This is a genomic window from Salegentibacter mishustinae (assembly GCF_002900095.1).
Lineage (GTDB): Bacteria > Bacteroidota > Bacteroidia > Flavobacteriales > Flavobacteriaceae > Salegentibacter > Salegentibacter mishustinae.
On sequence record NZ_LLKN01000002.1, the window covers coordinates 814,556 to 828,699 of the forward strand.

A 14,144-nucleotide genomic window follows, 5' to 3' on the forward strand; every position below is an offset into this window, starting at 1 on the left:
CTAAAATACGAAAAATCTACTATACCTTTAGTCTAAGCATTTCGGCACGAGACATAAAGGAGTCTTTTAGGCGCTCAATTTTCGGGTTCATCGTAGAGGCAAAAACGAGATATTGACATTTTGTAATATGCTGCGGAATCCTAATTAGATCGTTATAATCGCTGTTTTTGGTTAAGAATTCGGCGTCTTCAACCGCAAGGATCTTTAACTGACTTACATTGATGCCGGTGATTTTAAAAAGCTGAAATAACTTTTTTGGTGTAGCGATCACAATATCTACTCCATCATAAATATCATCTTTTTGTTTATCTATAGCTGGTGCATCGTGGGCGCTATACACACGCAAGTCCATATATTTTGTGAATTTGTTGAATTCTTCTTCCAGCGCCAGGGCAGCTTCTTTGTCCTGAACAAAAATCAAAGCTCTGGGAGCATCTTCAAAAGCTGCGCTTTCTAATTTCTGAATTGTGCTAATTACAAGTGCGGTAGTTTTTCCGGAACCTTCAGGAGCAACGATAAAAAGATCTCTTCCGCTTTTAATTTTGGGTAAAATTTGTTTTTGAAATGGAAGCGGATTTTCAATTTTCAGTCTTTCCAAAGCTTCTTTAAGCGGAATATTCAGTTTTTTAAAGGACATAAGATTTGTTTTAAAGCTACCGACGTTTTAATCTTTCTATATAAATATCAAAAGCTTCTGAAGCTTACAAAGATAACTTTCCCTATAATTAAAGCGCTATAAAACATTATTGCTTTTAGAAAACTTGTTGGAAAAGGGCAGGATTTCAAATCCATTCCTGATTTTCCACGCTAAGTTTATCTTTCACTTCGCCGGTATGTTTGGTACTTGCAGGCTCAAAAAGTAAAATCCAGGCTTCCTCTTCAGCTACAGGGTTATGCTCAACACCTCTTGGGACAATATACATTTCGCCTTCATTTAAGCGAATAGTTTTATCTCGAAATTCAATCTTTAGACTTCCTTTAATAACCAGGAACATTTCATCTTCCTCTTTATGATCGTGCCAAACAAATTCCCCTTTTAATTTCGCGAGTTTTACCTGTTGCCCGTTGAGTTCGCCAATAATTTTAGGCGTCCAGTGCTCATTAAACAACTCGAATTTATCTTTTAAATTTACTTTTTCAGGTTTCATAAGTTTAGGGTTAACTAATTAAAAATAGGAAAATTACGTTCAGTTTTTAATAAGCTGTGGTAATTTAGCTTCAATGGGGAAACCTTTAATTCCTTCTTTGGTCTTTAAATAAGTTTCAATTTCGGCCTCACTCATTTGGTAGGTTTCTTTAAGGCCGTCAATAATTATTTTTAGGTAAAATTCGTGTGGGGAATTTATTTCCTCTTTTAAATAATCTTCATTAGTAAAAGTGAAGATTGGGCAATTTTCATCTTCACCCAGATAAATGATCTTCCCGTACCAGGAATTATTTTTCATATCCAGGCTACGATTTTTAATTACGTGTTGGAGATCTATATCAAAATCGCCTTCAAATTTTATTTCCTGTTGTACCAAATCAACAAATTGCTGCTGGGTGATGAGGTACATTCTACCCAGGGTTTTTATATTTTTATCAAAGTCAGATTTTATAAATCCGGCGCCACCGCCACTCCAGGTTTTTGAAGATTTAGCGAAATAAAGTTCACCATTAATAGTGATTCCTTTAGATTTTTCAGGTAGGGTTTTATTGCTGCAACCGGGATAAACGCGTTTTGCATTTGCAGGGCGGCCACCGCCAATATAGCAACTAAAACGCTCTTTCAATAAATTGGAACCATAACAGGCATACCAAACTTTGGGTTCTTCTTGTGGCATCTTTTTTCTACAAGAAAAGCTTTCTTATAGAGAATAGCAACTTCGCCTTAAAAGGAATTTTTTCCTAATGAAATGAGCGTAGTATGCTAAAGAATTTTATATTTAATTCCTATTTGCATTAAAATGCTTAGATCTTCCCCGGCAATTTGCCATTTATCATTTTCTCTTAATGAGCCAACAGGATCAGTCCAAAATAAATTAGGTTCTAATTGAAGGGCTAAATTGTTATTTAGCTTAGAACTTCAGAATTCTATTGATTATTATCTAATGTTTTAATGATTTTGGCCGGATTTCCACCCACAAGTACGTTTGGTGGAACATCTTTTACTACCACCGCTCCGGCGGCAATTACACTTCCATCGCCAATATTAACTCCCGGACAAATGGTTGCACCGCCGCCTATCCACACGCTATTGCCAATAGTAACCGGTTTGCCATATTCTAAAAGCGAATCTCGAGTTTTGGCATCTAAGGGATGCGTTGCGGTATAAATGTGTACGTTGGGCGCTAAAAATACATTGTTTCCAATGTTTACTTCTACAACATCTAAAATGCAGCAATTAAAATTCATAAAAACCTGGTCGCCCATTTTTATGTTATATCCATAATCACAATAAAATGGAGGCTCTATCCATAGATCTTTACCTGCTTTTCCAAATAAGGAGTAGAAGAGCTTTATTCTTTCATCTGCTTTTTCTTCCCCTAACCTATTTGCTTTTTGAAATATGAGTCTTGCATTATACCTATCTTTTGCAATTTCTTTATCTGATGCCAGGTATAATTGGCCTGAAAGCATTTTTTCTTTTTCGGTCATGGTAAGTCTTAATTATGAAATTTAATATTACAAAAAATTTCCGATTGCTTAATTCATTTCCAAACGTTTACAAACGTCTTTAAACGTAAACAAATGATTCCCAGACGATTACTACTAAAAGACTGTGTTATATTTGTCCTGTTGAAATGAACTAACGATTTTCAGCTTTTTAAATTAATACGTTATGAGCACTATTAGAAACAAAGTACAGTTGATCGGGAATGTTGGGAGAGAGCCTGAAATCGTAAACCTGGAATCTGGAAAGAAACTGGCCAAATTCTCGGTAGCTACCAATGAGAGTTACAAAAACGGAAATGGCGAACGCATAACCGATACGCAATGGCATAACATTGTAGCCTGGGGGAAAACCGCAGAGCTGGTTGAAAAATATGTAAATAAAGGCAAGGAAGTTGGAGTAGAGGGAAAACTCACCAACCGAAGCTGGGATGATAAAGACGGGAACAAGCGCTATATAACCGAAGTAGTTTGTAATGAATTGCTTTTAATGGGAAAATAATCTGGTTTGGGCATTATTTCTCAGAATTATAAAAGAGTACAAATGCTAAGGTGGAGCAAAAGTGGTTATTTTCTTTAAAAAAGATAATAACCACTTTTATTTTGTACCATCCAATAGCAAAACTAAAAGTGTAAAAACTTATTAGAGTTAACTATTTTGACCGCTGTATTGCCTCTATAGCATTGGCAAGATATACAAAAGGAGCATTCCAGTTAATTGCTATTTCATTACTGGCATAACTACAACGGTTATCAATATATGAAGTTGCAGGGTGGTTATGCGCAGTTGTGTATTTCTCTGCACATTCATTTTTGTCTTGTTGCCCGGGGTTTGGGCCACCGGCTAAAAGTCCGGGTACCGGATCTTCATTATCGTCAGCCTCAGAAGGTCTGTGATGCGGATCTCTTGTAGATTTCTCGCCAAAACCGGTTAAAAAGGAAAAGCCTTGGCATTTCTTCCCAGCAGGTAATCCAAATTGCTATTTGCAGCATCAAGATATTTCCTGTCGCCTGTTATTTCGTATACATTCAAAAGTAGTATTCCCTAGTTTGCTGCGGTGGAGTTACTTCCCCAAACAAAATCTGATTCATTTATTCCCATTGGAATCGCATAAGCAGAACTTTTTGATGAAGCTCCCAGATTATCGGCCATTTGAGTAAGTTGCTCAATTATAGCATTAATATTTACAAGCTCACTATCCTTATACCTTTTCCTGTGCCTGGCAAGAGAGTAGAGGGCAAGCGTATTTACATTTGGCCAGGCGGGAATTCCAAAGTCTTGTGCTAAAGGGGTTTCCAGGCCAGCTTCCTGGTAATAATCTTTCTTCCCTGTGGTTATGAAAAGTTCTGTGGCAGCCCATTGAAATTCATCTTTAAAATTGCGATCTCCATAGGCTCCGGTGTTTATTTCAGGATCTTTTAATTTTTCCTGGTGGTAAATTACATTGGGGTTTTCTTTCGCCCAGCGATAAGCTTTTTCGCTCATAACCAAAAGCGAATCTGCTAATCCTGGTAATTCATCTTTATAATCTTCGAAAATTCTTGTTGCCTGTGCAGTTACTGCAGCAAAATCTAAAGTAGCTGCTGTACTTTTTTGTACTACCCATCGCTGAAATGTAGCATCTTTTGGCGCAACTGCACCATGAAAATTCGCGCTGGTAAGCTTGTGATAAACACCTCCGTCTTTATCCTGCATTGTCATCATCCATCTTAGGTTGTACAATGTTTCATCAAGAAAATCTGGAATATTGTTGTCGCTTTCTGGAATATTTAAATTAAGTGTGTCCAGATATTCCGGGAAATCTTCATAAAGCGAAAATAAAGTCCCCATAGTAATTCCGCTGTTTACAATATATTTTCCATAATCTCCTGCGTCATACCATCCTCCGGGGCGTGAAATAGTAGATCCAACCGGTCTATTCGCTGAAGCGGCAGAATTATGAACTTTTACCAAATCGTGTGGATGGCCGGCTTCTCTTGCCCATTTTCCAGCATATTCTTCGGGTAAACTTGTGGAAGCTCGCTGAAAATAGAAAGCTTTTATACTTGCCTTTGCTGGCTCAAAATGTACATTTTTGTCTATATAAAAAGGATGGCTGGTACCAATTCCCGGAACTTGTAATACATACTCTCCTGAGATTTCTACGGAAGAAAAATCCGCTTGTTTTACCGTTTCTTTGCTATGCGGCCATTCTTTCGCATCGCTAAGTTTTCCTGAAAATACTTTATTCTTTTCATCTACTGTAAGAATTGAAAAATTGGTAGCTTCTGAAGTTACAACAATCGCTATTTTTTGGCCTGTAGGATAGAATCCAACCTGGTTGATCCTGATTTTATCTGAACCTGAACTTTCTTGATTTAATTGGGCAAATGCTGAAATATTCAGAAGAAAACATAAAAAAGGAACCAGGAATATTGTTGCAAGCCTCATAACTTAGGTTTAAAATTGATATAATTATATTGAATTAGCCGACACTAAAGTTAATGCTCCTAAAGCATTTTTCCACGTCTGTTCTAAATTTCTATTGAAATTGAAAAATTTCCTGGTAATCAAGAGGCGGAAAGTGAATTTTTTAAAAGGGAAAACTTTGCTAAAAGTAAATTTCCTTAGCCAATCGGTAAGTATTAGCATGGGCTTCAATAATCACCTTAATTTCTTTGGAATAGCCACCACCCATACTGCATTGAACCGGAATGTTTAAATCGTAACAGGTTTGCAACACAAACCTATCTCTTTCTTTACAGCCATTTACCGTGCAGGAGAGTCGGCCAAGTTTATCAGTCTCTAAAATATCAACACCGCTTAAGTAAAAGATAAAATCTGGTTTTTGTTTTTCTATTAAATCAGGTAATGTCTGTTTTAGTAGTTTTAGATATTCAATATCACCACTGCCGTCGGGGACTTCAATATCGAGATCTGACTTTTCTTTTTTGAACGGATAATTACCTTTTCCGTGCATAGAAAAAGTAAATACCGATGCATCATGCTGAAAGATCTCTGCTGTTCCATTTCCCTGGTGAACATCCAGGTCTACAATAAGAATTTTTTCAGCTAAATTTTTATGCTGAAGATATCTTGCAGTAATTGCCTGGTCGTTAAGTAAGCAAAATGCTTCGGCCCGGTTAGAATAAGCGTGATGAGTACCTCCAGCAATATTAAAAGCAATTCCATGTTCCAGGGAATAATGCACGGCTTTCATCGTACCATCGGCGATGATCATTTCGCGTTTCACTAAAGCTTCAGAAAGTGGAAAACCACTTTTTCTAATTTCCCTGGTGCTTAGTTTTAAATCACGTAAGCGTTCAAAATAATCAGCATCGTGAGCTTTTAGAATATATTTGTCGGTTGGAAATTCCGGCTCAAAAAAATTTTCTTCGCTACAGGTTCCTTCATGAAGTAATTGCCTGGGCAGCAATTCATATTTTTCCATCGGGAAACGGTGACCTTCGGGTAAAGGATGTTTATAGATGGGATGGTAGGCGATTTTGAGCATTTGCAAGGTAATTGGCTATTCAATAAGCAAATTATAAACGTCATTACGAACGCAGTGAAGTAATCTGCCCGTTGAGAGTCGGCAATTTTAGATTGCTTCGTTCCTCGCAATGACGCTTATTGGCAATTTTTCAGATGCATTTTTAATAAACTTAATTAATAGTTGTCCCCGGTTCTACACCATCTTCATCCGGATTTACGAATACTAGTTTTCCGGCTGAATTCTCGGTCATTAAGATCATTCCCTGGCTTTCTACGCCGCGCAGTTTTCTTGGCGCTAAGTTGGCTAAAACCGTAACTTTTTTACCAATAATTTCTTCTGCTTTATAATGTTCTGCAATTCCTGAAACTACCGTTCTTTGATCCAGCCCGGTGTCTACTTTTATCACCATTAATTTCTTGGTTTTTGGCAATTTATGGGCTTCAATAATAGTTCCCACACGCAAATCCATTTTGGTGAAATCTTCAAAAGTAGCAGTTTCTTTTTGAGGTTCTACCTTATTGTTTTCGGCTGCATTAGCAGTTTTTGTGGCTTCCAGTTTGTCTAATTGTTGCTGCATTTGGGCATCTTCTATTTTGCTGAAAAGCAATTCTGCTTTTCCAATTTGGTGCCCCGCGGGGAGTAATGAATCTCTGGTAGCGATCTTATCCCATTGTGAATATTCCTTGCCGGAAAGCTGACTTTCAGCATCGGTGAAATTCAGCATTTTTTGAAGTTTTGTTGAAGAAAATGGTAAAAATGGTTCGCTTAAAGTAGCTAATGCTGATGCGATTTGTAAAGCAACATACATCACTGTTTTTACACGTTCTTCATCGGTTTTAATAAGTTTCCAGGGTTCTTCATCGGCTAAATATTTGTTTCCTAGTCTGGCTAAATTCATTAATTCGCCTTGAGCTTCCCGGAAACGGTATTTTTCAATAGAACTCGCAATAACCGCCGGATAAGCTTTTAGCTCTGTTACAGTTTGCTCATCAACTTCAGAATAATCATTTGGTTTTGGAACAATTCCGGAGTAATATTTATTGGTAAGGACAACGACCCGATTTATAAAGTTGCCGAAAATAGCTACCAACTCATTATTATTCCTGGCCTGGAAATCTTTCCAGGTAAAATCGTTGTCCTTGGCTTCAGGAGCGTTTGCAGTTAAAACATAGCGTAAAACATCCTGCTGGTTTGGAAAATCTTCCAGGTACTCGTGCAACCAAACCGCCCAGTTTTTGGAGGTAGATAATTTTTTTCCTTCCAGGTTAAGAAATTCGTTTGCAGGAACATTTTCAGGTAAAATATATTCGCCGTGTGCTTTTAGCATTACCGGGAAAATAATACAGTGAAATACAATATTGTCTTTTCCTATAAAGTGCACCAATTTAGTTTTCTCGTCTTTCCAATAAGGTTCCCAGTCTTTGCCTTCGCGCTCGGCCCATTCTTTGGTAGAAGATATGTAGCCAATAGGCGCATCAAACCAAACGTAAAGTACTTTACCGTCGCCACCTTCAACAGGCACAGGAATTCCCCAATCCAGATCGCGGGTTACGGCTCTTGCGCGCAAACCATCATTTAACCAGGATTTCACTTGCCCGTGAACATTGCTTTTCCAGTCGTGGGCGTGGCCTTTTACGATCCATTCGTCCAGCCATTCCTGGTATTGATCTAAAGGTAAAAACCAGTGGCGAGTTTCTTTTAAAGTTGGAACTTCCCCGGTAATAGCCGATTTTGGATTTATAAGATCTGTGGCGTTTAAAGAAGTTCCGCAGCTTTCACACTGGTCACCATAGGCTTCCTCGTTTCCACATTTTGGGCAGTTTCCCGTTACAAACCTATCGGCCAGGAATTGCCCTGCTTTTTCGTCGTAAAGTTGTTGCGTTGTCTCTTCAATGAATTTCCCATCTTCATACATCTTTTTGAAAAACGCTGAAGCAGTATCGTGATGTACTTTGGCTGAAGTCCTGGAATAATTATCGAAAGAAACCCCAAAATCTTCGAAAGATTTTCTGATAATTCCATCATATTTATCTACGATATCCTGCGGGGTAACACCTTCTTTCTTTGCTTTTATGGTAATAGGTACTCCGTGCTCATCACTTCCGCAAACAAAAGCCACGTCATTGCCCTGCATTCGTAAATAGCGGGCATAAATATCGGCTGGAACATAAACACCTGCAAGATGCCCAATATGTATGGGGCCGTTGGTGTATGGTAATGCTGCGGTAATCGTGTATCGCTGTGGAGTATTGCTCATTTATCTTAAAATTTATTGAAGCCGCAAAGGTAAGCAACTCCTTAAAAATACGCGTTAAATTCTTGTAAAACACAGGGAGACTAAGGTAAATGTTCCTCATTTTAGCCTAGAAATCTATTTCTAATATTTAACCAAATGAAAAAAATAAGCTTAATAATTTTTGTTCTTAGTTTAGTGGCCTGTGGAAGCTCTAATACTAAGATGGCTAAGGATAAATTTGTAGTTGAAAATCTTACAAACTATGATGCAGAAGATTTAGCTGAAACCTTTCCTGAAGCAAATATTCAGGAAGACATGGGGATGTTTGAAGAGGGCACTGTGGAAAGAGCCTATACCATAATGTATCCAAATACTCCAGATGAACTGCATATTACCTGGAAAAGTAAAGAACGCGAAGAAATTTTTGATATACGATTTTCAGAAAAAGGAAAATGGAAATCTGCCAAAGGAATTGAAGTTGGAACATCTTATGAAGTGTTGAATGAACTAAATAAAAAGCAAATCTCGTTTTACGGATTTGGTTGGGATTATGGTGGCGCAGTAATGTGGAATGATGGGAAATTCGAAAACTCTAAACTTAGAGTTTTTCTAAGTCCCACCGGGAAAGCAGCCGATAAATATTATGGAGACCGAATTATTGAAGCGAGCGAGGAAGAAATTGCAAACCTGGATTTAAAAGTGAAAAGTATCATGCTTATCAATTAGGCGCTTTTTACGGGAAATCCCCCAGTAAATGAAGTCATAATAAAACCTAAATTCGATTATGGCTCAGCATAACGCTTTGGGGGAATTGGGTGAACGCCTGGCTGTGGAACACCTTTTAAAAAGGGGCTATGAAATTCTGGCTAAAAATTATGTGTATAATAAAGCGGAAATAGACATTTTAGCACGGAAGCATAAAACCTTAGTGGTAGTAGAAGTGAAAACAAGAAGCACACCCGATTTTGGGGACCCGCAAAGTTTTGTAAAGCCTAAACAAATTCGGCAGCTCGTAAAAGCTGCCGATTTTTTTTTAAACGATCACCAATTAGACCTGGAAGTAAGGTTTGATATCGTTGCGATAATTAAGAATAAAGCAGGCATTCAGGTAGAACACCTCGAAGATGCTTTTCTTTATTTCTAGTCTACATTTATATAGCTCTATTTAATATTATCGAATTAGGGTTAGAGCTCTATTCCCAATTGCTCAAATAAAAAGTAGTACTCATACAAAATCTTATTGTGAGAATCTTGTTTTTTCAATGCTCCGCCATGGCCAGATCCCGGCGTAACATATAGATGGTAAAGACCAGAAGGATCTCCTAGCTCCTGTAGTTTAGCAAGAAACTTATAAGAATGGTGGGGGGGTACTCGATCATCGGTATCTCCAGTAATCAAAAGGGTGTTAGGATATCTCTTCCCTTCAGTTATATTATGAAGTGGAGAGTAGGATTTTAAATTTCTATAATCCTCTAAGTTTTCCGGGGTTCCAAATTCTTTTAGGTTTGTATTCATACCACCAACTGTAAATAAATTAAACCTAAGCATATCATAGGGGCCTGCTTCCGCAATAACTGCTTTAAAAAGTTCGGGTCTTTGTGTAGCAGCAGCTTCTACCAGTAATGCGCCATGGGAACCTCCTTTAATAACAAATTTTTCTGAAGAGGTATAGTTATTTTTTATTAAATATTCTCCTGCAGCGATGAAATCGTCTATAGCATTCTGTTTTTTTAATCGCCGGCCTGCTAATGCCCAATCGCTCCCATTGGCACCCCCGCCTCTTATATTGGGAACAGCCAGGATACCACCGTGAGCCAATAAAAGTCCTGTAGCATAGCTAAAAGAGGGCTCTACAGTTGTTCCATAACCACCATAACCATACATTAGCACAGGGTTGGTTCCATCTAGAACGGTTTCTTTATCACACGTGATGTACATGTTTATCTCTGTGCCATCTTTTGAAGTATAAGTAACATATCGGGTTTCCAGACTATTAATGTCATAGGGCACCGAAATAGATTCAGAAGGTTTAAATTCAAGATTATCAAGATCTAGTTGGTACCAGGTGGTAGGGTGAAAAAAAGAACTTATACTAAACTTGGTGGTCCTGGCATCATCATTAAATTCGTAGAAATGATTTAATTTCTTTCCCTTCGGGAAATCTATTTTCCGAAGTAACTCACCTTTTAAATTAAAAATTAGAGCGATGTTTTGTCCCTCGTTACGATAGATACACGCAAGTTTATCTTTACCTAATTTAAGTACGTATTGAAGGTCAATATCATATTCAGGGATGAACTCACTCAATTTATTAGGCGTGTTTAAATTAGCAAGAAGTACTTTGCCTTTGGGAGCTCCTATAGTAGTCTTTAGGAAAACAGAATCACCTTTAATGTGTTTAATACTTAGTTCTACGTTTTCTTCTGCGGGATAAACCAGAAACCTTCTTGGTTGAAAATTTTCTTTGTTAAGATCTGCAATAGATATAGCATTATACCAGGTTCCCCGGGAATGGATATGATGGAATAATTTTAAGTTTTTCTCGTGAATATCATACCAAAAATTATAGGTGCCACTAGTATCCGGATTTTTGTATATAGGTTCCGGGTTCGCTGCAGCGTTATTTATGGAAAGACGGTATAATGTCTTATGGGTTGGGGTATCTAATAATTCTCTACCTTCTTTAGGTTTTTTATAGGCGGTATAATATAATTTACGGCCGTCCCACTCCAAATTTGTACTTGTTCTAATGTTCTTAATCGTGTATGGAAATTTTGATCCCGTGGTGAGATCATAAATATGTCCCTGGGCCCAGTCGCTACCGTTTACCGAAATAGCCACAGCTATTAGGTTTTCACTTTCATTTATGCTCGTATTTCCGTAAAGAACACGTTCCTCTTTACTACTTATAATATCTTTTCCACTAATTAGTTTTTTCCAGTTTTGTTGATCTTTCAATTTATATAAAAGATCCATAGAACCTGTATAAGGATTCCAGTCTTCTTTAGTTTCAAACTTATCTTCAAATTTTGAATCCTTTTTTATATGATCTTCGGTTTTTTCCCTTCGAACTCTATACATGGTTGCAATTTGAGCTCTAAGATCCCAGTAATTGGTTTGTTTCTTTGATTGTGCCCTGGTAAATCTAGCCTGTTCTTCCAGCCAATTCTGCAATTTTGCATCACTGGAGTTTTCCATATATTGGTAAGGATCTTCAACCACCTCTTCAAAATAGGTGTTTGTTGTAGCTTCTTTGGGGGCTTTGGGGTAATCATATTCATTTTGACAAAATGTGGTTATTCCTGAAAAAAGGAATAAGAGGATAGTGAAATTTCTCATTACGGCAATAAAAACTTGAATTTGGAGAAGTAAATTAGGGAGTTTACTCTTAGATTGTAAAATTTTTGTTAAAATTAATAATTTTCAGGAAAGTCTGAAATCTTAGGAAAGAAATTTACAATAAACTTCTGATGCTCTCTCGAGATGAATCTCTTGAGTTAATAGTTATTTCGAATTTTTAAGATTGAGTTTCCATAATCTAAAACTAATTCATAAAAAAAGGCCGGTCTATAGACCGGCCTTTCCCTTAATTTTAAATTATAGTTTACCAGATCTTAACTCGATCTTCTGGTGCTACATACATTTTATCTCCTTCTTCAATATCAAAAGCAGTATAAAAGGCATCTATATTTTGCAATGGAACATAAGCACGATACATTCCAGGAGAGTGAGGATCTGTCTTGATCTTATTCTTCAAGGCTTCGTCACGCATTTTGGTTCTCCAAACGGTTGCCCATGAAAGGAAGAAACGTTGCTCTGGAGTGTAACCATCAATCTTTCCTGGATCTCCGTGTTCTTCCAGGTGAATTTGTAAACCGTCGTAAGCGGCATTAACCCCGCCAAGGTCTCCAATATTTTCGCCTAAAGTAAATTGTCCGTTTATATAAACACTATCCAATACTTCAATGTTACTGTATTGATCTGCAAGATCTTTTCCAAGTGTTTCAAATTGTTTTAGATCTTCGTCTGTCCACCAGTTATTCAAGTTTCCTTCAGCATCAAAGCGAGAACCACTATCATCAAATCCGTGAGAGATCTCGTGCCCAATTACTGCTCCAATTCCACCGTAGTTTACAGCGGCATCAGCTTTATAATCGTAAAATGGTGGCTGAAGAATAGCTGCAGGAAATACAATTTCGTTATAGCTTGGGTTGTAATAAGCATTTACGGTTTGTGGTGGCATAAACCATTCGCTCTTATCTACCGGTTGGCCAAGATCTGCCATGTTATCGGCAACTCTCCATTTGCTGGAGTTCATCATATTTTGGAAAAAAGAACCACCGTTTTCAACATTTACAATTTCAAGATCGCTATAATCTTTCCATTCATCTGGGTAACCAACTTTAATAGTTGTGGTTCCCAGCTTTTCTTTAGCTTTTTTCTTGGTCTCTTCGCCCATCCAGCTTAGGTTATCTATCCTGTTTTCGTAAGCTTTAATTAGGTTAGAAATCATTTCCTGGGCTTTTTCTTTAGCTTCAGCAGGGAAATGTTCGTCTACATAAAGTTTACCTAAAGCCTCTCCAAGAGTTCCGTTTACCATTTGTAAAGCGCGTTCGTCACGAGGGCGTTGCTCCTGGGCTCCTCTTAGTGTTTTGCTGTAGAATTCCCAGTTTGCAGTTTCAATGTCTGTAGAAAGTGTTCCTGCTGCATCGTTAAAGATGCTCCACTTTAAATAGTCTTTCCAGTCTTCAACAGAATTTTTAGCAATTACATCCTGAAGTGATTTCATATAATCAGGCTGAGAAACTATAATCGTGTCTAAATTTTTAGCTCCAATTTCTTGGAAGTAAGTATTCCAATCAAAAGCCGGAACCATATTTTGAAGCTGTGCTACTGTTTTTGGATTGTAAGTTTTGCGGGCATCACGGCGTTCTACTTTGTCCAGTCTAGGTTCTGCAAGGCTAGTTTCAAAAGCCAAAATTCGTTCTGCCGCATCAGCTGCTTCTTCTTTAGAATAGTCTATATATTGAAGCATTCTGGTAATATGCTGCTTGTATTTTTCTCTTTTTTCTTTAGAGTCTGCATCATCTGCAACGTAATAATCACGATCTGGTAAACCCAGTCCTGAAGGGTAAAGGTAAGCCGCGTTCATATTACTGTTTTTAGCATCTGAACGTACGCCGAAAGAGAAAAATCCGGCGCCGCCGTATTGTTGCATTTCGGTAAGGAAATCCTGTAAATCTTCCTTGTTGCTTATAGCTTCTACTTTTTCTAAATATGGTTTTACCGGTTCTACACCTTTTTCGTTTCTGGCAACGGTATCCATAATCGTGTTATAAAGATAAACCGCTTTAGCCTGATCGCTTGAAGGGTCTAAACTGTCGTTTTTAGAAGCGCTTTCCAACAAAGCCATGGCGTCTTCATCGGTGCGTTCGCGAAGCTCCATAAAACTTCCCCAGGTAGTTTGATCTGAAGGGATTTCGGTAGAATCTACCCATTTTCCGTTTACATACTTAAAAAAGTCGTCCTGTGGCGCTACGGTAGTATCCATATAAGCCAGGTTAATACCGTGAACTTCTTCTTTTTCAGTTTGTTCTTTTTCGTTATCCTGACAACTGCTTAGTGTAGCAGCTCCCAAAACCGATAGGAACATTACTTTGGTTATTTTTTTCATGTGTGGTTTAAATTATTATGAAATTTCCCGCTAAAGTACTAAAAAGATGATTATTTAGCTGAAAATTATTTAAAGCGAATCTTATTCAATTTTTATTGAATTTTTG

At 37.7% G+C, this 14,144-nt stretch carries 12 protein-coding genes and 1 pseudogene; 3 read left to right on the top strand and 10 right to left on the bottom strand.

Annotated features, from left to right (window positions below; all coding sequences use genetic code 11):
- Positions 1-19: 19 nt before the first annotated feature.
- From APB85_RS06570 to APB85_RS06585, 4 genes are all read right to left on the bottom strand, one after another.
- Positions 20-637: a DEAD/DEAH box helicase gene (locus tag APB85_RS06570; protein WP_057482535.1), complete on the bottom strand. Its 618-nt coding sequence runs from the start codon at positions 635-637 to the stop codon at positions 20-22.
- Positions 638-782: 145 nt separating this feature from the next.
- Positions 783-1,148: a cupin domain-containing protein gene (locus APB85_RS06575; protein ID WP_057482536.1), complete on the bottom strand. Its 366-nt coding sequence runs from the start codon at positions 1,146-1,148 to the stop codon at positions 783-785.
- Positions 1,149-1,187: 39 nt separating this feature from the next.
- A complete protein-coding gene (locus APB85_RS06580) occupies positions 1,188-1,823 on the bottom strand; it encodes a hypothetical protein (protein ID WP_057482537.1) in 636 nt (211 codons plus the stop codon).
- A gap of 250 nt (positions 1,824-2,073) precedes the next feature.
- Positions 2,074-2,637 (bottom strand): sugar O-acetyltransferase, encoded by a 564-nt coding sequence (locus APB85_RS06585; protein WP_057482538.1) that lies wholly within the window; start codon positions 2,635-2,637, stop codon positions 2,074-2,076.
- Between the two features lie 184 nt (positions 2,638-2,821).
- On the opposite strand from APB85_RS06585, the gene APB85_RS06590 reads away from it, so the two are divergent.
- Positions 2,822-3,154 (top strand): single-stranded DNA-binding protein, encoded by a 333-nt coding sequence (locus APB85_RS06590; RefSeq protein ID WP_057482539.1) that lies wholly within the window; start codon positions 2,822-2,824, stop codon positions 3,152-3,154.
- 151 nt (positions 3,155-3,305) lie between these two features.
- Here APB85_RS06590 and APB85_RS17660 read toward each other — a convergent pair.
- From APB85_RS17660 to metG, 4 genes and pseudogenes are all read right to left on the bottom strand, one after another.
- Positions 3,306-3,602 (bottom strand): annotated as a pseudogene (locus tag APB85_RS17660) (glycoside hydrolase family 9 protein); the annotation flags it as partial.
- A 95-nt stretch (positions 3,603-3,697) separates the two neighbouring features.
- The gene (locus APB85_RS06595) at positions 3,698-5,083 is read right to left on the bottom strand and encodes a glycoside hydrolase family 9 protein (protein ID WP_201780899.1); all 1,386 of its coding nucleotides are present in this window, start codon (positions 5,081-5,083) and stop codon (positions 3,698-3,700) included.
- Between the two features lie 160 nt (positions 5,084-5,243).
- Positions 5,244-6,146: a histone deacetylase family protein gene (locus APB85_RS06600; RefSeq protein WP_057482540.1), complete on the bottom strand. Its 903-nt coding sequence runs from the start codon at positions 6,144-6,146 to the stop codon at positions 5,244-5,246.
- Between the two features lie 151 nt (positions 6,147-6,297).
- Positions 6,298-8,385: a methionine--tRNA ligase gene (gene metG / locus APB85_RS06605; RefSeq protein ID WP_057482541.1), complete on the bottom strand. Its 2,088-nt coding sequence runs from the start codon at positions 8,383-8,385 to the stop codon at positions 6,298-6,300.
- Positions 8,386-8,520: 135 nt separating this feature from the next.
- On the opposite strand from metG, the gene APB85_RS06610 reads away from it, so the two are divergent.
- Both APB85_RS06610 and APB85_RS06615 read left to right on the top strand, forming a co-directional pair.
- Positions 8,521-9,090, top strand: a complete 570-nt coding sequence (locus APB85_RS06610) for a hypothetical protein (RefSeq protein WP_057482542.1) — start codon at positions 8,521-8,523, stop codon at positions 9,088-9,090.
- Positions 9,091-9,148: 58 nt separating this feature from the next.
- Positions 9,149-9,508: a YraN family protein gene (locus tag APB85_RS06615; RefSeq protein WP_057482543.1), complete on the top strand. Its 360-nt coding sequence runs from the start codon at positions 9,149-9,151 to the stop codon at positions 9,506-9,508.
- 41 nt (positions 9,509-9,549) lie between these two features.
- Here APB85_RS06615 and APB85_RS06620 read toward each other — a convergent pair whose 3' ends face one another.
- Positions 9,550-11,703, bottom strand: coding sequence for a prolyl oligopeptidase family serine peptidase (locus APB85_RS06620; RefSeq protein WP_057482544.1), 2,154 nt, complete (start codon positions 11,701-11,703; stop codon positions 9,550-9,552).
- A gap of 265 nt (positions 11,704-11,968) precedes the next feature.
- Positions 11,969-14,038 carry a M13 family metallopeptidase gene (locus tag APB85_RS06625; protein WP_057482545.1) on the bottom strand — a complete coding sequence of 690 codons (2,070 nt, stop codon included), beginning with the start codon at positions 14,036-14,038 and terminating at the stop codon, positions 11,969-11,971.
- Positions 14,039-14,144 lie beyond the last annotated feature (106 nt).

Excerpts from the sequence above, each read along its gene's own strand:
- APB85_RS06625 (WP_057482545.1), bottom strand. The coding sequence starts at position 14,038 with ATGAAAAAAATAACCAAAGTAATGTTCCTATCGGTTTTGGGAGCTGCT.
- APB85_RS06600 (WP_057482540.1), bottom strand. The coding sequence starts at position 6,146 with ATGCTCAAAATCGCCTACCATCCCATCTATAAACATCCTTTACCCGAA.
- APB85_RS06615 (WP_057482543.1), top strand. The coding sequence starts at position 9,149 with ATGGCTCAGCATAACGCTTTGGGGGAATTGGGTGAACGCCTGGCTGTG.
- APB85_RS06580 (WP_057482537.1), bottom strand. The coding sequence starts at position 1,823 with ATGCCACAAGAAGAACCCAAAGTTTGGTATGCCTGTTATGGTTCCAAT.
- APB85_RS06610 (WP_057482542.1), top strand. The coding sequence starts at position 8,521 with ATGAAAAAAATAAGCTTAATAATTTTTGTTCTTAGTTTAGTGGCCTGT.
- APB85_RS06570 (WP_057482535.1), bottom strand. The coding sequence starts at position 637 with ATGTCCTTTAAAAAACTGAATATTCCGCTTAAAGAAGCTTTGGAAAGA.
- APB85_RS06595 (WP_201780899.1), bottom strand. The coding sequence starts at position 5,083 with ATGAGGCTTGCAACAATATTCCTGGTTCCTTTTTTATGTTTTCTTCTG.
- APB85_RS06585 (WP_057482538.1), bottom strand. The coding sequence starts at position 2,637 with ATGACCGAAAAAGAAAAAATGCTTTCAGGCCAATTATACCTGGCATCA.
- APB85_RS06590 (WP_057482539.1), top strand. The coding sequence starts at position 2,822 with ATGAGCACTATTAGAAACAAAGTACAGTTGATCGGGAATGTTGGGAGA.
- APB85_RS06575 (WP_057482536.1), bottom strand. The coding sequence starts at position 1,148 with ATGAAACCTGAAAAAGTAAATTTAAAAGATAAATTCGAGTTGTTTAAT.
- metG (WP_057482541.1), bottom strand. The coding sequence starts at position 8,385 with ATGAGCAATACTCCACAGCGATACACGATTACCGCAGCATTACCATAC.
- APB85_RS06620 (WP_057482544.1), bottom strand. The coding sequence starts at position 11,703 with ATGAGAAATTTCACTATCCTCTTATTCCTTTTTTCAGGAATAACCACA.